Below are 21,855 nucleotides of genomic sequence, written 5' to 3'. Positions count from 1 at the left end.
CATGGTCCAGAACCCGTCCCCGCGCCAGCTCGTGGTGGTCGGCGGCGGCATGGTCGCCCGCCGCCTCGTGGACGCCCTGCGTTCGCGCGACGCCGCCGGCGAGTGGGCGGTGACGCTCCTGTGTGAGGAGCCGCGGGCACCCTACGACCGGGTCGCCCTCACGTCGTACTTCACCGGACGCGACCCCGACGACCTCGCCCTCGGCGGCCAGGAGCTATGGGACGACCCGCTGGTGACCCTGCGCCGCGGCGTCGCCGCCACGGCGGTGGACCGCGAGGCCCGCACGGTGGCCACGTCCGACGGCCGCACGCTCCCCTACGACTCGCTCGTCCTGGCGACAGGCTCGTATGCCGCAGTGCCCCCGGTCCCCGGCAAGGACCTCCGCGGAGCCTTCGTCTACCGCACCATCGACGACGTGGCCGACCTGCGGGCCTACGTCGAGAAGCTGCGCGACGAGCTCGGCCGCCCCCTTCGTGGAGCGGTCGTCGGCGGCGGGCTCCTCGGGCTCGAGGCGGCCGGCGCGCTCACCGCACTCGAGGTCGGCACCACGGTCGTCGAGTTCGCATCACGCCTGATGCCGCTCCAGGTCGACGACGGCGGCGGCGAGGCCCTGCGCCGGCTCATCGAAGCCCTCGGCGTCACGGTCCGCACCGGCACCGCCACGTCCAAGATCATCGGTCGACTGGGCCGCGTCGCCAAGATGGAGTTCGCCGAGGGCGCCCCGCTCGACGTCGACGTGGTCGTCTTCGCCGTCGGTGTCCGACCGCGCGACGAGCTCGCCCGGGACGCCGGACTCGAGGTCGGAGAGCGCGGCGGCGTCGTCGTCGACGACTCCTGCGCGACAGCCGACCCCGCCGTCTGGGCCGTCGGTGAGGTCGCCTGCATCGGAGGCCGCACCCTCGGCCTCGTCGCCCCCGGCTACACCATGGCCGAGATCGTCGCCGACCGGCTGCTCGGTGGCGAGGGCACCTTCCCCGGGGCCGACCTCTCCACCAAGCTCAAGCTGCTCGGAGTCGACGTCGCGTCCTTCGGGGACGCCTTCGCCGCCGAGCCCGGCGGCCTCGAGGTCGTCATCTCCGACCCGGTCGCCGGCGTCTACAAGAAGCTCGTGATGTCGGACGACGCCCGCACGCTGCGCGGGGGCATCCTCGTCGGCGACGCCAGTGCGTATGCCGCGCTGCGGCCGATGGTGGGCCGCCCCCTGGGTGGCGACCCGGCGGCATACCTCCTCCCCGAGGGGGCCGCGCCGGCACCGGCGGGCGACCTGCCCGACGAGGCGACCGTGTGTTCGTGCAACAACGTCTCCGCCGGGGAGATCCGGTGCTCGGTGACCGACGCCGGCTGCACCGACCTCGCCGGGGTGAAGGCGTGCACGCGGGCCGGGACCAGCTGCGGCTCCTGCCTCCCCCTCGTCAAGCGCCTCGTCACCACGGAGCTCGAGAAGTCCGGCGTGGAGGTGAGCAACGCGCTCTGCGAGCACTTCGCGCTCTCGCGGGCGCAGTTGTTCGACGTGGTCCGGGTCCAGGGCCTGACCACCTTCAGCGAGATCATCGGCCGCCACGGCACCGGTCGCGGCTGCGACATCTGCAAGCCCGTCATCGGCTCGATCCTCGCCTCGTTGGGCACCGGGCACATCCTCGAGGGCGAGCGGGCGTCGTTGCAGGACACCAACGACCACGTCATGGCCAACCTCCAGAAGGACGGTTCCTACTCCGTCGTCCCACGCATCCCCGGAGGCGAGATCACCCCTGAGGGACTCATCGTCATCGGCGAGGTCGCCAAGGACTTCGGGCTCTACACCAAGATCACCGGCGGCCAGCGGATCGACCTGTTCGGAGCTCGCATCGAGCAGCTCCCCAAGATCTGGAAGCGGCTCGTCGACGCGGGCTTCGAGTCCGGCCACGCCTACGGCAAGTCGCTGCGCACGGTGAAGTCGTGCGTCGGGTCGACCTGGTGCCGCTACGGCGTGCAGGACTCGGTCGGCCTCGCCATCGCGCTGGAGCTGCGCTACCGCGGGCTGCGGTCCCCGCACAAGCTGAAGCTGGGAGTGTCCGGCTGCGCGCGGGAGTGCGCCGAGGCGCGTGGCAAGGACGTCGGTGTCATCGCGACCGACAACGGCTGGAACCTCTACGTGGGCGGCAACGGTGGTTTCACTCCGAAGCACGCCCAGCTGCTGGCCGAGGATCTCGACACCGAGACCCTCGTGCGCACCATCGACCGCTTCCTCATGTACTACATCCGCACCGCGGACCGGTTGCAGCGCACAGCGATGTGGGTCGAGGACCACGAAGGCGGGCTCGACGCCATCCGGGCGGTCGTCCTCGAGGACAGCCTCGGCATCGGCGCCGACCTGGATGAGGCGATGGCGGGCCACGTCGACGGCTACGAGGACGAGTGGGCAGCTGCCCTGGACGACCCCGAGAAGCTGCGCCGGTTCGGGTCGTTCGTCAACGCACCCGACCAGGCCGACGACTCGCTCGCCTACGTCAACGAGCGCGGTCAGGCCCGACCCGCCACCCAGTCCGAACGGACCGATGGCGCGGTGCTCATCGCCGGAACAACCCTGGAGGTGCGGCGATGACCGCCGAGATGAGTCTCTCGCCACTGGCCTCCGAGGGGACCTGGCACCCGGTCTGCGCCCTCGAGGACCTGCCCCGCGAGCGCGGTGCGTGTGCGCTGGTGGACGGTGTCCAGATCGCGTTGTTCCGCGCCTACGACGACACCGTGTATGCCGTCCAGCAGCTCGACCCCTACAGCGGCGCCCACGTCATGTCGCGTGGCATCGTCGGCACCCGGGGCGGGGCGCCGACTGTCGCGTCACCGATGTACAAGCAGGTCTTCGACCTGCGCACCGGCGAGTGTCTCGACTCCGTGGGGAAGGACGCTCGGCACCTGCTCGTCTACCCGGTGCAGGTGGTCGACGACGTGATCAGCATCGGTCCTCCGGTCCTGCCGAGCCAGCCTGACCTGCCCGTTCAGCGCGGTGCCGGATGACGACCCTCGTCGGCCTCGAGGTCGCGGATCGCCCCGTCCTGGTCGTCGGGGGCGGCCCGGTTGCCGCACGCCGCGCGGCCCGCCTGGTCGCGGACGGCGCAGTCGTCACCGTGGTGTCCCCCCACCTCTGCGAGGACCTCGTCGACCTCGTCGCCGAGGGGCGGCTCGTCTGGACCGACCGGGAGGTCGAGGAGCACGACGTCGAGGGGGCCTGGCTGGTCCACGCCGCCACTGACGACCCCCGCACGAACACCAGGGTCTGCGCGTGGGCGACCACCCGTCGGGTGTGGAGCATCTGCGCCAGCGCGGTCGAGCAGGGCACTGCTCGGACCCCCGCGACGACCGACCTGGCTGGGCTGAGCGTCGCGGTCGTGTCCCAGGGCGCTCCCGACCCCGCACGTGCCCGGGCCGTTCGCGACCAGCTCGCGGCGAGCCTGCGCGACGGCGAGGTCGATCTGCGGCACCGCCGGGCCCGAGCTGGCCCCGGGCGGGTGGTGCTCGTCGGTGGCGGGCCCGGCGCCGCAGACCTGATGACCCTGCGCGCGCGGCGCATCCTGTCCGAGGCGGATGTCGTCGTCACCGACCGGCTCGGCCCGACCAGCGTGCTCGCCCACCTGCCGTCGGACGTCGAGGTCATCGACGTCGGCAAGACCCCGGGCCTGCATGCTGTCACCCAGGAGGAGATCAACGCGATCCTCGTGGAGCAGGCAGGACGTGGTCGACTGGTCGTGCGTCTCAAGGGTGGGGATCCCTTCCTCTTCGGACGTGGTGGCGAGGAGCAGCTGGCACTGGCTGCCCACGGCATACCGGTCGAGGTCGTGCCGGGCGTCAGCTCGGCGTTGTCCGCCCCTGCCGTGGCAGGCATTCCCGTGACCCATCGAGGCACTGCAGGCGCCCTCCACGTGGCCCACGGCCATGGCCGACTCGACGACACCGCGGTCTCTGCCGTCGTCCGGGGTGAGGCGACCCTCGTGGTGCTGATGGGCGTCTCCCTTCTTGCCGACCACGTGTCACGGCTCCTGGACGCCGGCGCCTCCGACGCGGTCCCGGTCGCGGTCGTCGAGAACGCCAGCCTGCCCACCCAGCGGCTGACCAGTGGGACCATCTCCACGATCGTCGCACTCGCCGCCGAGCGCGGGGTCAGGGCTCCGGCGGTGATCGTCGTCGGTGCCGTTGCCGCGGCGGGATTCCTCGAGGGCGGCGAGTGAGCGCTCGCCTGGGCCAGGTCATGGCCGGCTGCGTCGTGCTCATCACGGCGGACCGGCGATCCGGCGAGCTCGCCTCCGCCCTGACCCGCCGCGGCGCCACCGTGCGCCACGCCCCGGCCATCAGCATCGTGCCGCACGAGCACGACGACGAGCTGCTCGCCCACACCAGGGAACTGCTCGCCGAGCCCCCTGAGATCGTCGTGATCACCACCGGGATCGGGTTCCGCGGCTGGGTGGAGGCGGCCGACGCCGCGGGCCTGGCCGAGCAGCTCGTCGCCGTGCTCTCGAGGGCCCGCATCATCGCCCGGGGCCCCAAGGCGCACGGCGCGATCCAGGCCGCCGGACTGCAGGCCGACTGGGTCGCGGAGTCGGAGACGAGCGCCGAGATCCTCGAGCTGCTGCTCGCGGAAGGCGTGGCCCAGCAACGGATCGCGGTGCAGCACCATGGTGCGGGCGCCGACGGCCTCGACACCGAGCTCACCGCTGCCGGGGCCTTGGTCCGCAGCCTGGTCGTGTACCGCTGGGGTCCGCCACCTGACCCGGTGGCCCTGAAGCTGTCGGTCATCGCGGCCGCAGACGGAGAGATCGACGCCGCCGTCTTCACCTCCGCTCCGGGGGCCGCTGCCTGGTTGGCCGAGGTCGACGCCCAGGGGATGGGCGAGCACGTCCTGGCGCGGATCCGCAGTGGCACGATGGTGATGGCAGCGGTCGGTCCGATCACGGCCAAGCCGTTGCAGGACAGGGGAATCGATCCGATCGTGCCCGACAGGGGCCGCCTCGGCGCCCTGGTGCGCACCCTCGTCAGCCACTACGAACAAGCCCAGACCTCGGCCGTCCTGACGAGCGCCGGGCGTCTTCAGGTCCGTCGGACCGTCGCCCTCCTCGACGACCACGTGCTGCCGGTGTCCCCCAGCGGGCTCGAGGTGCTGCGGGTGCTGACCGCCGCCGGGGGCGAGGTGGTCACGCGCGCGCAGGTCTTGGCGGTGCTGCCCGGCGACTCGACCGACCCGCACACCGCGGAGGTGGCCGTGGCCAGGCTCCGCGAGGCCGTCGGACACAAGGGACTCATCCAGACGGTGGTGAAGCGGGGCTACCGGCTCACCACGACCTGACACCCTGACACCCTGACGACCTCCGACGCTTAGTGCCGGCCGCCTTCTGCCGCGCCCTCGACGACCACCGGCTCACCGTTGGCGACCAGCTTCCAGTCGTAGGTCGTGAAGGTCGTCGGGTCGACGGGCTCCTTGGCGGCACCCTTGTCGACGGTCCAGTCGATCAGGAGCTGTCGGATCTCGACCTGCGCGTTGTACACCACGGGCGCGGTCGTCACTCCGGGGAACCCGCCACCACCGGACTGGCGGTAGTTGTTGATGGCGATGACGAACTGTGCCGCAGGATCGATCGCCTGGCCGTGGTAGGTGAGGTTGGCGATCCGCTGCCCCACGGGCTGGGCGATGTCGATGTCGTAGGCCAACGAGAAGTCCAGGCCGCCCATGATGTCGTAGTTGTAGTCGGGGATGGCGGTCCCGGTCGTGGGGCTCGGGGCGCCCGTGACGTCGTCCGGCGCGTAGGGTCCGGTGCCGGTCACCGTCTTGAAGTACGCGGCCGAATACTCGAGGTAGGCCTTGACCTGCGCGCCGGTGAAGCGGATCCCCAGGAGCGTGTTGTCGTAGATGTAGAGGCCGGCGATGTCGCGGACCGTGACGTTGCCGGCGGGGATGGCGGCGTCACGGTTGAACGGAGCGGCGATCGACAGCACCGGCAGCACTTCGTCGGGAGTGCCCACGAGGGCGGCCTTCACGGCCTCGGCCTGAACGTGGTTGATGAAGTCGATGGCGGCCGTGTCCTCGAACCGTGCGGTCGCCGCCGACATGGCGACGGTGCACCGGCCGATGACCGAGTTGACGTAGGTGCGCACGATCGCGTGGTCGTCACGGACGAGGTCGGCCACGGCCGGGTCCTCGGGGACGGTGTTGGCGTTGAGCACGTGCGAGTGGGCAGCGGCCAGCTGCCAGCGCCCCTTGACGAAGTCGAGGTCGAAGTCCATCACCGACAGTCGCATGCCCCACTTGAGGGGTTCGGTCAGCAGGACCACCTTGTCGGGCGTGACCTTGCTGGCCACGAGCTCCTCGACGATCTCGACGTGGGCGTGGCCGACGAGCACGGCGTCCACCCCGGCCACCTCTTCGGCGAGCTGGCGGGACGCGTTCTCCGGGACCGGCAGGGCGTCACCGTAGGACGACCCGGGCTTGGCCCCTGAGTGGCAGGACACGATGACCAGGTCGCAGCCTGCCGCCTTGAGCCTGGGGACCATGACCTTGGCCTGCTCGACGATGCCCGGGAAGCGGACCTGACCCTCGACGTTTGCCTTGTCCCAGATGGCGACGCCCGGCGTCACGAGGCCGAGGATGCCGACCTTGACGTCCCTGCCACCACGAGCCTTGAAGGTGCGGATGAGGTAGGGCTTGAAGATCGGGGCGCCGGTGGCCCAGTCGACCGAGTTGGCACTGAGCAGCGGGAACTCGCACTGCGACTCGAAGGTGCGCAGGGTGTCCAGGCCGTAGTTGTACTCGTGGTTGCCGAGCGCCGCGGCGTCGTAGCCGATCGCGTTCATGGCCTTGGCCATCGGGTGGACGGAGCCACCGGTGATCGGGTCGACCTTGGCGTAGTAGTAGGAGAGCGGCGTGCCCTGGATGGTGTCACCGGCGTCGAGCAGGAGGGTGTTGGCCTCGCCCCGCTCGGCACGCATCGCCGTCACCAGGGTCGAGATCTTGGCCAGGCCGATGTCGTTGTGGGCCGAGTCGTCGTACTCGACGTCCTTGAAGTAGTCCCAGTTGAAGACGTTGCCGTGGGTGTCCGTGGTCCCCAGCACGGTGAGGCGGAACCGCCCCGGACCCCCGGCAGCGACTGGCCGCAGGTCGGGCCCCGCCTCGGGTGCTGCGTCCGCCCGCGTCGCGCCACCGAAGATGGCCGCGCCTGCTCCGCCGACCATGGCCAGCGCGATCATCTCGCGACGGCTGCGCTCCTGCTGGGCGAGGTCCTGAACCGCGGTGCGAGTGGACGTCACGAGTGCCTCCAACGACAGTGGCCGGGAGCTCGACGGAGTGCCCGGGGCGCGGGCCACGGCGGCATCGACGTGGCGGGTCTTCCACCCTAACGCGTGTGGCGGATAGCCGACCCTGCTGTGCACAAAAGCCACATCGTGCCCAGCACCAGCGTCAGCCGATGCTGTAGTCCGATCCGTCGGCACCCTGCGTGGCTGCGCCGGAGGGTGCGCCACCACGACCCCACGACCAGGCGTACAGCCCGTCGTCGACCGTCCGGCCACCCTCGCCGAGCTCGAGGGGGCGGAAGGTGTCGACCATGACCGCCAGCTCGTCGAAGTACTCCACCCCGATCGAGGCCTCGGAGGCACCGGGTTGCGGCCCGTGCGCGTGCCCACCGGGATGCACCGAGACGGAGCCCTTGCCGATACCCGACCCCTTGCGCGCCTCGTAGTCGCCGTCGACGTAGAACATGATCTCGTCGCTGTCGACGTTGGAGTGGTAGTAGGGCACCGGGATCGACAGCGGGTGGTAGTCGACCTTGCGCGGCACGAAGTTGCAGATCACGAAGTTCCAGCCCTCGAAGACCTGGTGCACCGGCGGCGGCTGGTGCACGCGCCCGGTGATCGGCTCGAAGTCGCGCACGTTGAACGCGTAGGGATAGAGACAGCCGTCCCACCCGACCACGTCGAGCGGGTGGAACGGAAGGGTGTGGACGGTGCCCACGATGCCGCCACTGCTCGACGGACCGTTCCCGCGGTGCTTGAGGTAGACCTCGGTCTCCTCCTCGGCCTTGCTCCCGACGTCCTCGGCGAGGAGCGGACCGGCAGGACCGCGCAGGTCGCGCTCGCAGTAGGGCGCGTGCTCCAGGAGCTGGCCGTACTTGCTCAGATAGCGCTTGGGTGGCGTGATGTGAGAGTTGGCCTCGATGCAGTAGACCCGCAGCGGCTCCTTGGTGGAGCGCTTGGGGATCCACCGGTGCGTGGTGGCCCGCGGGATCACGAGGTAGTCGCCCTCGGCGACGTCGAACGCGCCGAACACCGTCTCGACCCGCGCCCTGCCGCGCTCGACGTAGACGCACTCGTCACCGATCCCGTTGCGGTACCAGGGGCTGGGAGCCCCCGCCACGGCATACGAGATGCGGACGTCACCGTTGCCGAGGACGAGGCGTCGCCCGGTCACGACGTCGGTGTTCTTCACGTCCTTGGCCTCGAAGAGGTCGTGCAGCTTGAGGTGCCGCGGCACGAGCGGGTGGTTGGGCGTCGTCGAGAGGTCACCGATGGACCACTCGCGGGCCCCCGCGATGGTCGAGGGGATGTTGCGGTGGTAGAGCAGCGAGGAGTCCGAGGAGAAGCCCTCCTCCCCCATGAGCTCCTCGTAGTAGAGCTCGCCCTTCGTGCCGCGGCCTGCCGGCCGGCGGTGCTGGGTGTGCCGCTTCGGCGGGATGTTGCCCTGGTGCTGGTAGAACGCCATCGCTCACTCTCTCGTCCGGTTGGCCCGAGCATGGCACGACCGGCCGCCGCCCCGACACCTCGGGCTGCCGGTGCGGGGCGGCCTCGCGGTCGCGGGTAGCCTCACCGCCATGACATCGCTGTCGGAGGCCGCCGCCGACCGCCCGGCCGAGCCCTCGCTGTTCGACTCCCTCGTCGACGACGCCGCTGTCTTCCCCCCGGGCAACGCGCCCCTCCCCGAGGCGGKGCGCCTGCACCGCCTCCACCGCCTCAGCCGGTATGCCGCGTGCGTGGGTCCGCTGCTCGTCCCCGCCTCCGCCGCCGCTGACCTGGGCGCCCTGCTCGACGGCACACCGCTGGCCGTGGTGGTCATCGGCCGGCCGGGCACCCCGGGCGCCGAGGTGGCCACCGCCGTGCGGCAGCTCCGCTCGACCGAGCTCGTCGAGGTGGCCGGGGTCGAGCTCGGCTGGACGCCCGACTGGAGGGCCACGGACTTCGGCGACCTCCCCGTCAGCCTCGAGGTGCCGCGGGGTGCCGACCAGCTCGCCGCGATCGCCGACATCGCTGCCGACACCTCGGATTCCGTTGCGCGGCAGGCGAAGTTCCGCACCGGGGCAACCGAGACCTGGGCGTGGCCCGACGAGACCGAGCTCGCGACCTTCGTGCGCTCGGCCATTGACCACGATCTCGGCTTCAAGCTGACCGGTGGGCTGCACCACGTCGTCCGCGGCACCCACGACGGCCAGGAGCAGCACGGCCTGCTCAACGTCCTGGCCACGGTGCGGTGGGCCCTCAACGGCGAAGACGTCGATGAGCTGGTTCACCTGCTGGCGGAACGTGATCCGGCCGTCCTCGTCCCCCAGATCACCCGCATGAGCGCCGCAGACGCGGCGATCGTGCGGGCCTTCTTCACGGCATACGGATGCTGTGAGGTGACCGACCCGATCGGCGAGCTCACCACGCTCGGCCTCGTCCAAGGAGCCTGACTTGTCCTCCCTCTCGACGTCTGCCGCGACGTCCGCCGCGACCACGTGGCTCGACCTGCCCGCCGACCACCCGTTCGGGGTCGCCCACCTCCCCTACGGCGTCTTCTCGACGGCGGACTCCGCGCCGCGGGTCGGTATACGGATCGGCGACTGGGTGCTCGACGCGAGCGAGGTGGCGCGGATCGGCCGCGACGCGGTCGGCGCGGGCGACGGCCCCGACCTCACGGCGGCGTGGGAGCAGCCCAACCTCAACGCGTTCCTCGACCTGGGGCACGAGGCCTGGGCCGTCGCCCGCTCCTGGCTGGTCGAGATCCTCTCCGACGACGTCCACGAGGAGGGCGTCCGGCCACATCTGGTGCCGCTCGACGACGTCACCCTGCACCTGCCGATCGAGGTCGCCGACTACGTCGACTTCTACGCCAGCGAGCACCACGCCACCAACGTCGGGCGCATCTTCCGGCCCGACTCCGAACCGCTCACCCCCAACTGGAAGCACCTGCCGATCGGCTACCACGGGCGCTCCGGCACCGTCATCGTGTCCGGGACCGACGTCGTGCGGCCGCAGGGCCAGCGCAAGGCCCCGGCCGACGCGTCCCCGACGTTCGGGCCGAGCCGCAAGCTCGACATCGAGGCCGAGCTGGGCTTCGTCGTGGGCGGCAGCACCACCCTGGGCGACCCGGTCGCCGTCGACCGAGCCGCCGAGGAGCACCTCTTCGGCGTCGTCCTGCTCAATGACTGGAGCGCTCGCGACATCCAGGCCTGGGAGTACGTCCCGCTGGGGCCCTTCCTCGGCAAGTCCTTCGGGACGTCGATCGGAGCCTGGGTCACGCCGATGGCCGCCCTGCGGGCAGCACGGGTGCCACTGCCCGGCCAGGCCCCCGAGCCGCTGCCCTACCTGCGCGGCGGAGCGGAGTCCGTGTTCGGGCTGGACCTGCACCTCGAGGTGGAGTGGAACGGCACCGTCGTCGCCCGCCCCGAGTCGCGCGACCTGTACTGGTCGCCCGCCCAGATGCTGGCGCACCTGTCCGTGAACGGCGCCTCGATCCGCAGCGGTGACCTGTTCGGTTCGGGCACCATCTCGGGTGCGGCGAGGGACACCCGTGGCAGCTTCCTCGAGCTCTCGTGGAACGGCACCGAGCCGGTGCTGCTCGAGGACGGCAGCGAACGCACCTTCCTCGAGGACGGCGACATCGTCGTGCTGCGCGCCACCGCGTCGGGGACCGACGGTTCACGCCTCGGCCTCGGAGAGGTCAGCGGGCGGATCGTCCCCGCCCGCTGACCGATCGCTACCTGCGCGGCTGCTTGCCGACGACCACGTTGGTCTTGGCGAGCTTGTCGTGCAGGGCCTGCTTCTTGTCGTCCCACGCCGGCCAGAGGAGGTCCACCAAGGCGGCCAGCGAGAAGAGGTTGCCCAGCAGGGGGATGTTGCCGAGCAGGCTCAGCACGGCCTGCACCGAGGTTCGCCTGGCGGCGACCGCCACGGTCAGCGGTCCGGGGCGCTCGCGCAGCCGCACGCTGATCCCCAGAGCGGACTTGCCGGGAGTGGCCCCCGTGCGAGTCAGGAAGAAGATGGCGTAGCCGAACCCGATCGCAGCGCCGACCACCCCGAAGGCCAGCAGGTAGCCGTAGTTCACGGAGCTGGTGTTGATGCTGTCCAGCGTCGAGGTGTCCCCCGAGTCGATGGCGGTAGTGATCTCGTCCCACACGGGCTCGATCGCCTTGAACGCCAGCCATCCGCCCAGCAGCATGAGGATGAGGAACTGGATGATGCCGTCGATGAGGTAGGCACCGACCCGCTGCCAGTACCCGGCGAGCGGCTGGCCGTCCGGCGTGGTCGCCGCCGGTTGCATCCCCGGGTAGGCGGGGGCGTTCCAGCCACCCTGTTGGGGGGCGCCGGGGAACTGCGGGTTCTGCTGCCCAGGGTTCTGCTGGCCCGGGTACTGCTGGCCGGGGTACTGCTGGCCGGGGTACTGCTGGCCCGGCACGCCTGCTCCCGGAGCCGGCGGCGCGGCATACCCGCCTGGCGCCTGCGGCGACTGACCCGGGGCCTGGTCCTGCGGCTGACCCTGGGCAGCTTGGCCCGGGTACTGGGGCGGGTGGCCCTGGCCCGGGAACTGCTGCTGCCCGGCCTGGGACGCGGCGGCGGTCGGACGGGTGGACCGAGGTGTCGTGTGGTTGCTCCAGATCACGCCGTCGAAGTAGCGCAGCTTGGTGTCGTCCTGCGGGTCGTCGTACCAGCCGGGAGTCGTTGGCGTGCTCATGATGCAAGCGTCTCACGCTGGAGGCAGCGTTCCAGCCACCGAACCCCGTCGGGTGGGCCGGGTCGGCGGACCCTAGGGTGAATCGTCATGACCGGCAACGACTCCGTCCTGCGCACCAAACCGATCGAGGACGTCCTGGCCCAGGCCGACGACGCCGGCGCCGAGGGTGATGGGCAGCACCTCGCCCGGCGACTCGGCGCCAAGGACCTCATGGGCTTCGGCATCGGCATCGTCATCGGCACAGGCATCTTCACCCTCACCGGGGTGGAGGCCAAGCAGCACGCCGGCCCCGGGGTGGTGCTGTCCTTCGCCATCGCCGGTGCCGTCAGCCTGCTGGCAGCGCTCTGCTACGCCGAGATGGCCGCCGCAGTCCCGACGGCCGGGAGCGCCTACACCTACGCGTACGCGACGATCGGCGAGATCTTCGCGTGGATCATCGGCTGGGACCTCATCCTCGAGTTCGCCCTCGGCGCCGCGGTGGTGGCACGTGGCTGGTCGGGCTACCTGCAGGAGCTCTTCGACCTCCCGACCTCCCTGTTCGGGGAGAAGGCCCCCGTCAACGTCGGAGCGGTGGCGATCGTCGCGGTGCTCGCCGTCGTCGCGATCGTCGGCATCCGCGAGAGCGCTCGGGTGACCAACACCCTCGTGGTCATCAAGGTCGCCGTGTGCGCGTTCGTCATCGTGCTGGGCGCGTTCTTCGTGAAGTCGGCCAACCTGACGCCTTTCGTCCCGGTGGCCGAGCCGGTGAAGCAGGGCACGTCGGGCATCGACCAGCCGCTCAGCCAAGTGCTGTTCGGCATCGAGCCGACCGCCTTCGGCATGGCCGGCGTCCTGACCGCGGCCGCCGTGGTCTTCTTCTCCTACACCGGGTTCGAGGCCGTGGCGAACCTCGGCGAGGAGACCCGCAAGCCCAGTCGCGACCTCCCCCTCGGCCTGCTGGGCACCCTGGGCATCTGCACGGTCCTGTACATCGGCGTGGCCCTGGTGCTCACCGGGATGGTCGACTACCGCCAGATCAACGAGGGCGCCCCGATCGCTAGCGCCTTCGAGTCGGTGGGTGCGCACTGGGCCGCCAACCTCATCTCCGTCGCTGCGGTGGCAGGCCTCACGTCGGTGATCCTCGTCGACATCGTGGCCATGGGCCGGATCGGCTTCTCCATGGGCCGGGACCGGCTGCTGCCCCCGGCGGTGGCCAAGGTGCACCCGAAGTGGGGCACGCCCTACCGCATCACCGCAGCAACGGCCGTCCTCGTGATGGTGCTGGCGGGTCTGGTCCCGCTGGCGGAGCTGGCCAACCTCGTGAGCATCGGCACCCTCTTCGCCTTCGTCATCGTGTCGATCGCGGTCCCGATCCTGCGCCGCACCAAGCCCGAGATGAAGCGGCCGTTCCGTGTGCCGTTCTCCCCCGTCATCCCGGTCGTGTCGGCGCTGGCCTGCGTCTACCTCATGACGAACCTGTCCCTGGAGACCTGGTACCGCTTCCTGATCTGGATGATGCTCGGGGTGCTCGTCTACCTCGCGTACGGTCGCCGCAACGCCCGCCTCGCCCGTCAGGGCTGATCCACCGCGGGTCACCGAGCCGGCTGGACGACCAAGGGCCGGTATGCCGGGTGGTCACCACCCGGCATACCGGCCCTTGTCGTGCCGTGCGGCTCAGAGGTTGCCGCGGGCGTCCTGCTCGCGCTCGATGGCCTCGAACAGCGCCTTGAAGTTGCCCTTGCCGAAGCCGAGCGACCCGTGCCGCTCGATGATCTCGAAGAAGACGGTCGGGCGGTCGCCGAGCGGCTTGGTGAAGATCTGCAGGAGGTAGCCGTCCTCGTCGCGGTCGACCAGGATCTTGCGCTTCTGCAGCTCCTCGATCGGCGCCCGCACCTCGCCGATGCGTGAGCGCAGCTCGTCGTCCTCGTAGTAGGAGTCCGGGGTGTCGAGGAACTCGACGCCGTTGGCGCGCAGCTCGTCGACGGTGCGCAGGATGTCGTTGGTGGCCAGCGCGAGGTGCTGGGCGCCGGGGCCGTTGTAGAACTCGAGGTACTCGTCGATCTGGCTCTTGCGCTTGGCGATCGCCGGCTCGTTGAGGGGGAACTTCACCCGGTGGTTGCCGTTGGCGACGACCTTGGACATCAGCGCGGAGTAGTCGGTGGCGATGTCGTCGCCGATGAACTCGGCCATGTTCACGAAGCCCATGACCTTGTTGTAGAAGGTCACCCACTCGTCCATCTTGCCGAGCTCGACGTTGCCGACGATGTGGTCCAGTGCCTGGAAGAGACGCTTGGGGGCACCGTCGCGCTTGACCCACGTCGACTGCCTGGCGACGTAGCCCGGCAGGTAGGGGCCGTCGTAGCGGGAGCGGTCCACGAGGGTGTGCACGGTCTCGCCGTACGTCGCGATCGACGCGATGCGGACGGTGCCGTGCTCGTCGGTGATGTCCTGCGCCTCGCGGACCACGCGGGCCCCAGCGCGCTTGGCCTGCGCGACGCACTTGTCGACGTCGGGCACCTCGAGCGAGATGTCGACGACGCCGTCGCCGTGCTTGGCGTGGTGCTCGATCAGCGGGCTGTCGGGGCTGACCGCACCGTTGACCACGAACCGGATCGAGCCGGACTTGAGGACGAACGACTTGTGGTCGCGCTGGCCGTTCTCGGGGCCGCTGTAGGCGACCAGCTCCATGCCCCACGCCGACTGGTAGTAGTGCGCGGTCTGGCTCGCGTTGCCGACGACGAACACGATGGCGTCCCACCCGGTGACCGGGAACGGGTCCTTGCTCTCGTCGTACTCGACGAGGCCGACCAGCTGCTTGAGCTGCTCGATGTCGAGGTTTGCCTCGCGTTCCTGCGGGGTCAGGTCAAGGGTGGTGTCCGTGGCGTGGGTCGTCATCTGTGCAGCGTGACGCGTGGTCACCGAGTGTGCAACTGTATGCCGCTGCGGTGCACAGTCTGCGCAGAATGCTGGCTTGTGTGCCCTCAAGGATAGACAATGTGACCATGGATCTGGACGAGCTCGACGGACGGCTGATCGCCCTGTTCACCACCGCACCCCAGATCGGGGTCCTGGGAGCCTCGCGTGAGCTGGGCGTCGCCCGCGGGACCGTGCAGGCCCGGATCGACCGACTGGTCGAGCGGGGCGTCATCCGGTCGTGGGCGCCCCAGATCGACCCGGCGGCGATGGGCTACCCGGTGTCGGCGTTCTGCACGCTGGAGATCCGACAAGGTCGCGGCCACTCCCCCGTGGTCGACCACCTGTCGCGCATCCCCGAAGTGCTGGAGGCACACACCATCACCGGCTCGGGAGATCTCTACATCCACATCGTCGCGCGCGACAACGCCGACCTGCAGCGCGTCATCGATGCCGTCGTCGACGACGAGCACGTCATCCGGGCCAACACGGCCATCTCCCTGGCCACGCGCATCCCGCTGCGCACCCTGCCGCTGGTCCGCGCCGCCGCCCTCCCCCGCCCCTGACCCGACTTCTGGCCACCGACGCCGCACCCGGAGCCCGATACCGGGGTCACGTGCCGCACCGCTGGCCAGAAGTCGGGAGGGAGGGGCCCGGGCTCAGGCGTCGAGGCGGAAGCCGAGCTTGACGGTCACCTGCCAGTGGGCGATGGCACCGTCGGTGATCTGCCCGCGGACGCTCTGCACCTCGAACCAGTCGAGGTTGCGCAGCGTCTTCGCGGCCTGGGTGACGGCGTTCGCGACCGCGGACTCGACGCTGTCGGGTGAGGTGCCGACGACCTCGGAGATGGAGTACACGTGGTTGGCCATGGCCTGCTCCGTCCTCGGCGGCCCAGCGTCGCCGTCCTCGTCACGCTAGCGGCGCCGGGGTCGCGGGACCACCCTCAGAGGTGCTCGCCCACGAAGAACCAGGTGAAGAAGGCGATGCCCAGCAGCATGCCGAGGTGCCCCAGCGCGGACAGCCAGGGCCCGTGCGCCCAGCCGTCGTCGGTCGCCCCCGTGGCATGCCGGCCACGGGTGGGCACCCACCGGGCCAGCACCAGCAGGCCAATCACGACCACCGCCCAGAACGCGACCATCGCGACCCAACCCACCAGCCGCGGCGCGCCGACCAGCCAGGCGATCCAGGCGCCGAGGGCAACGACCCCGAGCGAGGTGTGCGTGTTCAGCAGTCCACGTGGGGTCTCGGTCACCCCCGACTGCTTCTCCGTGGCGATGAGCCGCGAGCGGGTGAGCAGCACGACCACCGCGGCGAGCGCGGTCAGCATCCAGACGAGGTTGACGAGATCCACGCCCGCCAGCCTGTCGTGAAGACCCACCACAACGCAACGTCCGCCGTGCGACCCGCCTCGGGAGGGTCCGCCCGCCGCTGCGGGACCAGGCCGAGGACCTGGGGCTGGAGAGCGGAGGACCTGGGGCTAGAAAGCGGAGAAGGCGTCGGGGTCGGTGCCCAACCGGGCCCGAAAGGCGTTGTCGAGGGCTGCGTCGTCCTCAATGGCCTCGTCGTAGTGGTCGTCCGACGACAGCTCGAGGGCGCTGGCCCGGTCGTGGTCGTCGAGCGCTCCGGCTGCGATCTCGCGACGCACTGCCGCGATGGCCTCGGACGCTGCGGGCACGTGCAGCCACCGGTAGCCGGCTTCGGCGGCGTCCAGCTCCTCGTCGGTCATGTTCTGGACGGCGTCCAGGACGCCACCGGACATCGCGGAGCTGTGCAACCTCAACGCAGCAGCGAGCGCCTGGTCACCGACGCCCGGGGTCGGGCCCCCGGCCTCCAGTGCCGCGCGGTTCCAGATCGTGTCAGCCTCGTCCATGGGGGCAGCATGTCACCTCATCCCTGCCCGGCGCAGGACGAACACCGTCACCGTCCGCGTGGTGGCCGTCCCGGTCGCCGATCGCGCGGGCCCGGACCGGTGCGCCACGGCCTCGACGTGGCCGCGCGGGTGCTGAGAAGGGGCTGCACGAGCGCCGTCGTCCGAGGGTCCGGTGGCAGGCCGAGCTCGCTGCGCAGGAGCGAGACGAAGGCCTGGTAGTGGGACAGGGCAGCCGACCTGTTGCCCGACTCGAGGAAGATCCTGATCAGCGCCTGGTGCGACGACTCCCTCAGCGGCTCGAGCCGGATCGCGCGCAGTGCCGTGTCGAGGGCGTCGGTCACCCTGCCACGACTGGCCAGGGCCACCACCTGGTCGTCCAGCACCTGCAGCTCGAGGTGTCGCAGGCGCTCCCTCTCGAGGGTCACCCACTCGTCCGGCCAGTCGGGCAGCAGCTCGAGGTGGAAGGTGCCCGCCCAGGACGACATGTCCTGCAGCTCGCCGGCTCCCTGGCGGACGGCGGCGAGCCGGTCGGTGTCCACATCGAGGTCGGGGCCGAGGCGAAGGGTGGTCACGCCGGGCCGGAGGAGGGGTCCGAGTCGGCGGGCCCGCCACACCGTGGACCTCAGGCTGGCGGCGGCTTGCGCGGCTGGCGCGGCGGGCCAGAGCTCGCTCGCGGCGCGCGCCCTCGCGACCGAACCTCCTTGCAGGGCAATGAAGGCAAGGAGTCGCTGCACCCCCGGGGTGACCTCGACGATTCCGTCGGGACCGCGAAGCTCGAAGCCACCGAACAGTCGCAAGAACCAGCTGTCCTGCTGCACCACTGCACCAGCCACGAGCCACCACCCAGGAGCCGGGGGGCAGGGTCGACCAGGAACCAGGCCGCCCCACCCAGTCTTGTTATTGCGCTCGATTCGGCATGTTTGGCCGTTCTGAGCTACCCCTGCACTCCCACCCCATTGGTGGAGGCCCGCCGGACCCGGACGGCGACCGCATCACGACGCGATCAACGACAAAGTCCGGCGAACGCACCAATACTGGCGCGATCTTGGCCACCCGGCATACAACCGATGTCGTAGACGCTTGCGACGGAGGCCGTGACGCCCCGATGACGATCCGGCAGCGTCCCGCTCACATCCGCAAGAGAAATGGGTGGCGACGCGCCAACGAACCGGTGACGTGCGCGTTCTTTCATGGTCAGTGGCACTACGTCATGAGAGGGGGTGAACACCATGACCGCACTGTCCTTCGAGGAACTGCGCGCCGAGGAGATTGAGCTCCTGCCGTCGCGCGAAACCTTGGCCTGGGCCAACTGGGCGAACGTTACGGCCACCAACCTGGCCATCTCGCAGAACACGTACACGTTCCTGTCGCTGGCACACGCGTCCGCGAACCAGTTCGTGGGCGTCTCGCAGTCCTGAGCACACCTTGAGACCTGAACGATGGAGAGGAGGTCAGCCATGCGCGAGAGCGTGTCGATGTGTGAACTCGAGGCAACGACAGTCGAACTGCTCCCGAACCGGGAGACGCTCGCACTGTTCAACTTCGCCAACGTCACCGCCGTCAACCTTGCAATCGCGGTCAACGCGGCAACCATCGGATCTGCTGCCGTCGCCCACGCGAACCAGTACGTCGTGGTGATACAGCACTGAAGTGCAGGCGGGTGGGGGCGCGCCTAGCACCCCCACCTGCCCTGCATCGGGGGCAGGGGACGAGGAAGGACGACGATGACCGAACGAGCCAGCACGGTGGCACGGGAGGCCTGGACCGGCGGGGCGGCAGAGCTAGCCGCCGGCGTGACGCTGCTCGGTGAGTACGAGGGCTCCGGCTTCACCGAACCGCACTACCTGATCGCGCGCTCGGACGGGCAGGTCCTGCACGTTTCCCAGCTCCTCTACCTGGTGGCCGCGCACCTCGATGCCAGGACCGAACCCGAGCGAGTCGCCGCGACCGTGAGCGAGGAGTACGGCCGCACGCTCTCGCTCGAAGGCCTGCAGTTCCTGATCGAGGAGCGACTGCGCCCGATGGGGGTGGCGGCAACCGAGCCGGCGCACGACGCGGCGCACGACCTGGCGCACGACGCGGCGCACGACCTGACCCGCGTGCCAGCCTTCAGGTCCGCGACCACAACTCCCCAACCACCGCGAGCGGACGTTCTTCTCAAGCTGCGCCTGAAGCGCACCCTCGTCCCGGCCCACCTGACCCGGGTGGTCGCCCGCTACCTGGCGCCACTGTTCCACCCCGTCGTGGTCCTCATCGCGCTCGCGGCCGTCGTAGGCGGCGACATCTGGCTGGTGCGCACCGCCACCCTGTCGGCCGCCACCGCGGCCGCACTCACGACACCGGTGCTGCTGCTCGGTCTGACGGGGCTCCTGCTGGTATCGACGCTGTTCCACGAGTTCGGCCACGCCGCTGCGTGCCACCGCGGAGGCGCCGAGCCGGGAGCCATCGGCGTGGCCGTCTACCTCGTCTATCCCGCCTTCTTCACCGACGTCACGTCCTCCTATCGGCTGGGCCGCGTCGGGCGGCTGCGCACCGATCTCGGCGGCGTCTACTTCAACGCCCTCACCATCGGCCTGCTCACTGCCCTGCTCGCCGTGACGGGCTACCAACCGCTGATCCTGGCCATCGTGCTGGTGCACGTGGAGCTGCTCCAGCAGCTGATGCCGATCGCCCGCCTCGACGGCTACTTCGTGGTGGCCGACCTGGTGGGCGTTCCTGACCTCTTCGGGCGCGTCGGGCCGATCCTTGCGGCTCTCCTTCCTGGACGCACAGCCGGTCCCCGGGTGCGCGAGCTGCGCCGAACCGCCCGGGTGGTCATCACGGCCTGGGTGCTGACCGCCGTTCCCGTCATGGTCGGGGCGCTGGTGTACACGCTGTACAAGACGCCCGCCATGGTGGCGTCCATCTGGGAGGCCGAGCAGCAGCAGTGGCGACAGCTCGTGCAGGGGATCTCGCTCGTCGACCCGGCAGCGGTGGTCCTGGCCGGCCTGTCGCTCGTGCTGCTCCCCCTCCCGCTCGCAGGGCTCGCCCTGCTCGTCGGCGGGATCCTCCGCCGTCTGGCCACTCGGGTCACCGCCCGCCTCGGCCGTCCCACCGTCCACGGCCCGCACCGCGCGGGCCACCGTCCACTGGAGGTCACGATGTCCGGATCGAAGCCTGCACCAGTCCTGCCGATGCTGCAGTCGAACGACTCAACCGAAGCCGCTGAGCGCGCACCTGCGAGCTCGGCATCCAGCCACCCCGAGCCGCTGCTCGCTGAAACGCAGCTCTCCGAACCCCAACTCTCCGAACCGGCCGCGTCCACCGGCCTGTCCGCCCGCGAGGCGGCGGTGTCCCGCTCGGCAGCCGACTTCACCGAGGAGGCGATGCTCCGTCCGTCGTCGCGTCCCCCGGCTCGCGGCTGGCGTCGTGGGGTGTACACCGCGACCCGGGGCGGCGTGAACCTCGGCCCGAGCCCGGAGGAGCGCCGTCAGCTCGAGTTCCTGGGTCGGGTGCGCACGCCGGTCCGGGGGTGTCGCCGGATCGTGGTCATCTCCCGCAAGGGTGGCGCCGGCAAGACCACGACGGCCCTCATGCTCGGCCACACCCTCGCGAGCTACCGCGGCGACCGCGTCGTGGCCCTCGATGCGAACCCCGACGCCGGCAGTCTCGCCCACCGCATGCGGCGCGAGACCACCAACACCGTCACCACGCTCCTCGCGGAGCGCGACTGGATCCACCGGTATGCCGACATGCGCGGCTTCACGTCACAGGCGGCGGACACGAGGCTCGAGGTGGTGGCCTCCGACGACGACCCCCGGATCACCCAGGCCCTGGGCGAGGAGGACTACCGCCGGGCGATCGAGATCCTCGACCGCCACTACAACCTCGTGATCGTCGACACCGGTACCGGCATCCTCGACAGTGCCATCCAGGGCATCCTCGCCGAGGCCGACCAGCTCGTGGTCGTGATGCCCCCGGCCCTCGACGGCGCCCGGGTCGCCGCGATGACGCTGGACTGGCTCGAGGAGCACCACCACGGTGAGCTGGTCAGTGGCGCCGTCGCGGTCGTGAACGCCGTCCACGGCAGGGGGCAGCTCGAGATCGAACGCATCGAGGAGCACTTCTCAGCCCGGTGCAGGGGCGTCATCCGGATCCCGTGGGACCCGGTACTCCAGGCCGGTGCGCACACAGCCCTGGGCGACCTCGGCCAGCCGACACGCGACGCCTACCTCGAGCTCGCGGCCACCGTGGCCGGCGCATTCGGGCAGTCGCGCGGAGCCGGGGCCGTGCCCCTCGGTGGTTCGCGGTGAGGCTCCACGGCACGCGGCGGCGTTCCATTCGCGTCGCCGCCGGGGGTGTCGTGGCGCTTGCGCTCGTCCTGGGCCAGGCCACCACCGCCCAGGCCCAGCAAGCCCCTGACGCCAAGGCACGACAAGGCACGACTGCCACCTTCGACGACCAGCGCATCGTGGAGCTGACCACCGAGGGGTCACGGGGAAGGGCCGGACTGGCCCTCCACCAGACCCGGGCCGAGGCCGTCACCGCCACCAACGCCGCCGTCGCCTACACGGCCTGCGACGGCTGCCGGGCCGTGGCGCTGTCCTTCCAGGTCGTCATCGCCGACGGCGCGCCCCAGGTCCTCGACGTCGGCAACCTCGCGGTGGCGATGAACGAGAACTGCACGGGCTGCGAGTCGGTGGCCGTCGCGTTCCAGGTGGTGCTGGCCAGCGACCGGCGCCTCGTCCTCAGCAACGACGGGCGACAGCAGCTGAACGACCTGCGCCACCAGCTCAAGGCACTGGCCAGGTCCGACCTGCCGGTCGCCGAGATCCAGAGCACGGCGGAGTCGATGATGTCCGACGTCGCCACCATCCTCGCGGCGCAGCTGAGCGTGCGCCCCAAGGTCCGCTGCGACCACGACCTCGAGCGGCGCCCCGGCCGCCTTCAGGACGGGCACAACCCACGGCACACCGATCCGATCAACGACCGCTACGGCGACAGCGACGTGTGACCGTCAAGCCGCCGGGCGTGCCCCCGCCGCCGTGACCTCCGGGGGCACGCCCGGTTCCAATCCGTCCTGCCAGGGATGATGAGTGGCGAGTCAGCCGGACCACGTGACCGCTGGGATCGGGCGCCGATGAGAAATGGCGCCGACAGTGGTCTGAGT

At 70.5% G+C, this 21,855-nt stretch carries 20 protein-coding genes; 12 read left to right on the top strand and 8 right to left on the bottom strand.

Annotation, left to right across the window (positions count from 1 at the left end):
• The first annotated feature begins 1 nt into the window (after position 1).
• The 4 genes from nirB to AC1DYG_RS10165 are packed head-to-tail and all read left to right on the top strand — an operon-like array spanning position 2 to position 5,314.
• Positions 2-2,581, top strand: a complete 2,580-nt coding sequence (gene nirB / locus AC1DYG_RS10180) for a nitrite reductase large subunit NirB (RefSeq protein WP_477639910.1) — start codon at positions 2-4, stop codon at positions 2,579-2,581.
• The gene (gene nirD, locus AC1DYG_RS10175; RefSeq protein WP_477639747.1) at positions 2,578-2,994 is read left to right on the top strand and encodes a nitrite reductase small subunit NirD; all 417 of its coding nucleotides are present in this window, start codon (positions 2,578-2,580) and stop codon (positions 2,992-2,994) included. Before nirB ends, nirD begins: the two co-directional genes overlap by 4 nt.
• On the top strand, positions 2,991-4,202 hold the full coding sequence (gene cobA / locus AC1DYG_RS10170; RefSeq protein WP_477639746.1) for a uroporphyrinogen-III C-methyltransferase: 1,212 nt from the start codon (positions 2,991-2,993) through the stop codon (positions 4,200-4,202). The genes nirD and cobA overlap by 4 nt, the downstream gene beginning before the upstream one ends.
• A gap of 20 nt (positions 4,203-4,222) precedes the next feature.
• Positions 4,223-5,314 (top strand): uroporphyrinogen-III synthase, encoded by a 1,092-nt coding sequence (locus AC1DYG_RS10165; RefSeq protein WP_477639909.1) that lies wholly within the window; start codon positions 4,223-4,225, stop codon positions 5,312-5,314.
• Positions 5,315-5,343: 29 nt separating this feature from the next.
• Here the strand turns inward: AC1DYG_RS10165 and AC1DYG_RS10160 are convergent, their stop codons facing one another.
• Entirely contained in the window at positions 5,344-7,269 is a 1,926-nt protein-coding gene (locus AC1DYG_RS10160) for a bifunctional metallophosphatase/5'-nucleotidase (RefSeq protein WP_477639745.1), read from the bottom strand.
• Positions 7,270-7,420: 151 nt separating this feature from the next.
• On the bottom strand, positions 7,421-8,719 hold the full coding sequence (locus AC1DYG_RS10155) for a homogentisate 1,2-dioxygenase domain-containing protein (protein WP_477639744.1): 1,299 nt from the start codon (positions 8,717-8,719) through the stop codon (positions 7,421-7,423).
• Positions 8,720-8,828: 109 nt separating this feature from the next.
• Here AC1DYG_RS10155 and AC1DYG_RS10150 point away from each other — a divergent pair, with 109 nt between their 5' ends.
• Both AC1DYG_RS10150 and fahA read left to right on the top strand, forming a co-directional pair.
• Positions 8,829-9,683, top strand: coding sequence for a hypothetical protein (locus AC1DYG_RS10150; protein ID WP_477639743.1), 855 nt, complete (start codon positions 8,829-8,831; stop codon positions 9,681-9,683).
• Position 9,684: 1 nt separating this feature from the next.
• On the top strand, positions 9,685-10,962 hold the full coding sequence (fahA, locus tag AC1DYG_RS10145) for a fumarylacetoacetase (protein WP_477639742.1): 1,278 nt from the start codon (positions 9,685-9,687) through the stop codon (positions 10,960-10,962).
• A gap of 7 nt (positions 10,963-10,969) precedes the next feature.
• Here fahA and AC1DYG_RS10140 read toward each other — a convergent pair whose 3' ends face one another.
• Complete coding sequence (locus AC1DYG_RS10140) at positions 10,970-11,944, bottom strand: RDD family protein (RefSeq protein ID WP_477639741.1); 975 nt, start codon at positions 11,942-11,944, stop codon at positions 10,970-10,972.
• 87 nt (positions 11,945-12,031) lie between these two features.
• Here AC1DYG_RS10140 and AC1DYG_RS10135 point away from each other — a divergent pair, with 87 nt between their 5' ends.
• Positions 12,032-13,504, top strand: a complete 1,473-nt coding sequence (locus AC1DYG_RS10135; protein ID WP_477639740.1) for an APC family permease — start codon at positions 12,032-12,034, stop codon at positions 13,502-13,504.
• Positions 13,505-13,597: 93 nt separating this feature from the next.
• Here the strand turns inward: AC1DYG_RS10135 and hppD are convergent, their stop codons facing one another.
• On the bottom strand, positions 13,598-14,818 hold the full coding sequence (gene hppD, locus AC1DYG_RS10130) for a 4-hydroxyphenylpyruvate dioxygenase (RefSeq protein WP_477639739.1): 1,221 nt from the start codon (positions 14,816-14,818) through the stop codon (positions 13,598-13,600).
• Positions 14,819-14,925: 107 nt separating this feature from the next.
• On the opposite strand from hppD, the gene AC1DYG_RS10125 reads away from it, so the two are divergent.
• Entirely contained in the window at positions 14,926-15,402 is a 477-nt protein-coding gene (locus AC1DYG_RS10125) for an Lrp/AsnC family transcriptional regulator (protein WP_477639908.1), read from the top strand.
• A 93-nt stretch (positions 15,403-15,495) separates the two neighbouring features.
• Here the strand turns inward: AC1DYG_RS10125 and AC1DYG_RS10120 are convergent, their stop codons facing one another.
• From AC1DYG_RS10120 to AC1DYG_RS10105, 4 genes are all read right to left on the bottom strand, one after another.
• Entirely contained in the window at positions 15,496-15,705 is a 210-nt protein-coding gene (locus AC1DYG_RS10120) for a dodecin (protein ID WP_477639738.1), read from the bottom strand.
• A 74-nt stretch (positions 15,706-15,779) separates the two neighbouring features.
• Complete coding sequence (locus AC1DYG_RS10115; protein ID WP_477639737.1) at positions 15,780-16,187, bottom strand: hypothetical protein; 408 nt, start codon at positions 16,185-16,187, stop codon at positions 15,780-15,782.
• A gap of 126 nt (positions 16,188-16,313) precedes the next feature.
• Positions 16,314-16,706, bottom strand: a complete 393-nt coding sequence (locus tag AC1DYG_RS10110; protein ID WP_477639736.1) for a DMP19 family protein — start codon at positions 16,704-16,706, stop codon at positions 16,314-16,316.
• Positions 16,707-16,753: 47 nt separating this feature from the next.
• The gene (locus AC1DYG_RS10105; RefSeq protein ID WP_477639735.1) at positions 16,754-17,539 is read right to left on the bottom strand and encodes an AfsR/SARP family transcriptional regulator; all 786 of its coding nucleotides are present in this window, start codon (positions 17,537-17,539) and stop codon (positions 16,754-16,756) included.
• A gap of 396 nt (positions 17,540-17,935) precedes the next feature.
• On the opposite strand from AC1DYG_RS10105, the gene AC1DYG_RS10100 reads away from it, so the two are divergent.
• The 4 genes from AC1DYG_RS10100 to AC1DYG_RS10085 all read left to right on the top strand — a co-directional run bounded on the left by AC1DYG_RS10100 (position 17,936) and on the right by AC1DYG_RS10085 (position 21,699).
• A complete protein-coding gene (locus AC1DYG_RS10100; protein ID WP_477639734.1) occupies positions 17,936-18,124 on the top strand; it encodes a hypothetical protein in 189 nt (62 codons plus the stop codon).
• A 39-nt stretch (positions 18,125-18,163) separates the two neighbouring features.
• On the top strand, positions 18,164-18,355 hold the full coding sequence (locus AC1DYG_RS10095; RefSeq protein WP_477639733.1) for a hypothetical protein: 192 nt from the start codon (positions 18,164-18,166) through the stop codon (positions 18,353-18,355).
• A gap of 75 nt (positions 18,356-18,430) precedes the next feature.
• The gene (locus AC1DYG_RS10090; RefSeq protein ID WP_477639732.1) at positions 18,431-20,998 is read left to right on the top strand and encodes a MinD/ParA family ATP-binding protein; all 2,568 of its coding nucleotides are present in this window, start codon (positions 18,431-18,433) and stop codon (positions 20,996-20,998) included.
• Complete coding sequence (locus AC1DYG_RS10085) at positions 20,995-21,699, top strand: hypothetical protein (RefSeq protein ID WP_477639731.1); 705 nt, start codon at positions 20,995-20,997, stop codon at positions 21,697-21,699. The genes AC1DYG_RS10090 and AC1DYG_RS10085 overlap by 4 nt, the downstream gene beginning before the upstream one ends.
• Positions 21,700-21,855 lie beyond the last annotated feature (156 nt).

It is taken from the genome of Pedococcus sp. P1_H8 (genome assembly GCF_056405175.1).
Note: the sequence above shows the minus strand (reverse complement) of the source record. Positions and strands in the feature narration are given on the sequence as shown.

Bases quoted from the DNA above. Each gene is read 5' to 3' on its own strand.
- AC1DYG_RS10110 (WP_477639736.1), bottom strand. From the start codon at position 16,706: ATGGACGAGGCTGACACGATCTGGAACCGCGCGGCACTGGAGGCCGGG.
- AC1DYG_RS10095 (WP_477639733.1), top strand. From the start codon at position 18,164: ATGCGCGAGAGCGTGTCGATGTGTGAACTCGAGGCAACGACAGTCGAA.
- hppD (WP_477639739.1), bottom strand. From the start codon at position 14,818: ATGACGACCCACGCCACGGACACCACCCTTGACCTGACCCCGCAGGAA.
- nirB (WP_477639910.1), top strand. From the start codon at position 2: ATGGTCCAGAACCCGTCCCCGCGCCAGCTCGTGGTGGTCGGCGGCGGC.
- AC1DYG_RS10100 (WP_477639734.1), top strand. From the start codon at position 17,936: ATGACCGCACTGTCCTTCGAGGAACTGCGCGCCGAGGAGATTGAGCTC.
- AC1DYG_RS10125 (WP_477639908.1), top strand. From the start codon at position 14,926: ATGGATCTGGACGAGCTCGACGGACGGCTGATCGCCCTGTTCACCACC.
- nirD (WP_477639747.1), top strand. From the start codon at position 2,578: ATGACCGCCGAGATGAGTCTCTCGCCACTGGCCTCCGAGGGGACCTGG.
- AC1DYG_RS10140 (WP_477639741.1), bottom strand. From the start codon at position 11,944: ATGAGCACGCCAACGACTCCCGGCTGGTACGACGACCCGCAGGACGAC.
- cobA (WP_477639746.1), top strand. From the start codon at position 2,991: ATGACGACCCTCGTCGGCCTCGAGGTCGCGGATCGCCCCGTCCTGGTC.
- AC1DYG_RS10165 (WP_477639909.1), top strand. From the start codon at position 4,223: ATGGCCGGCTGCGTCGTGCTCATCACGGCGGACCGGCGATCCGGCGAG.
- AC1DYG_RS10135 (WP_477639740.1), top strand. From the start codon at position 12,032: ATGACCGGCAACGACTCCGTCCTGCGCACCAAACCGATCGAGGACGTC.
- AC1DYG_RS10155 (WP_477639744.1), bottom strand. From the start codon at position 8,719: ATGGCGTTCTACCAGCACCAGGGCAACATCCCGCCGAAGCGGCACACC.
- AC1DYG_RS10090 (WP_477639732.1), top strand. From the start codon at position 18,431: ATGACCGAACGAGCCAGCACGGTGGCACGGGAGGCCTGGACCGGCGGG.
- AC1DYG_RS10120 (WP_477639738.1), bottom strand. From the start codon at position 15,705: ATGGCCAACCACGTGTACTCCATCTCCGAGGTCGTCGGCACCTCACCC.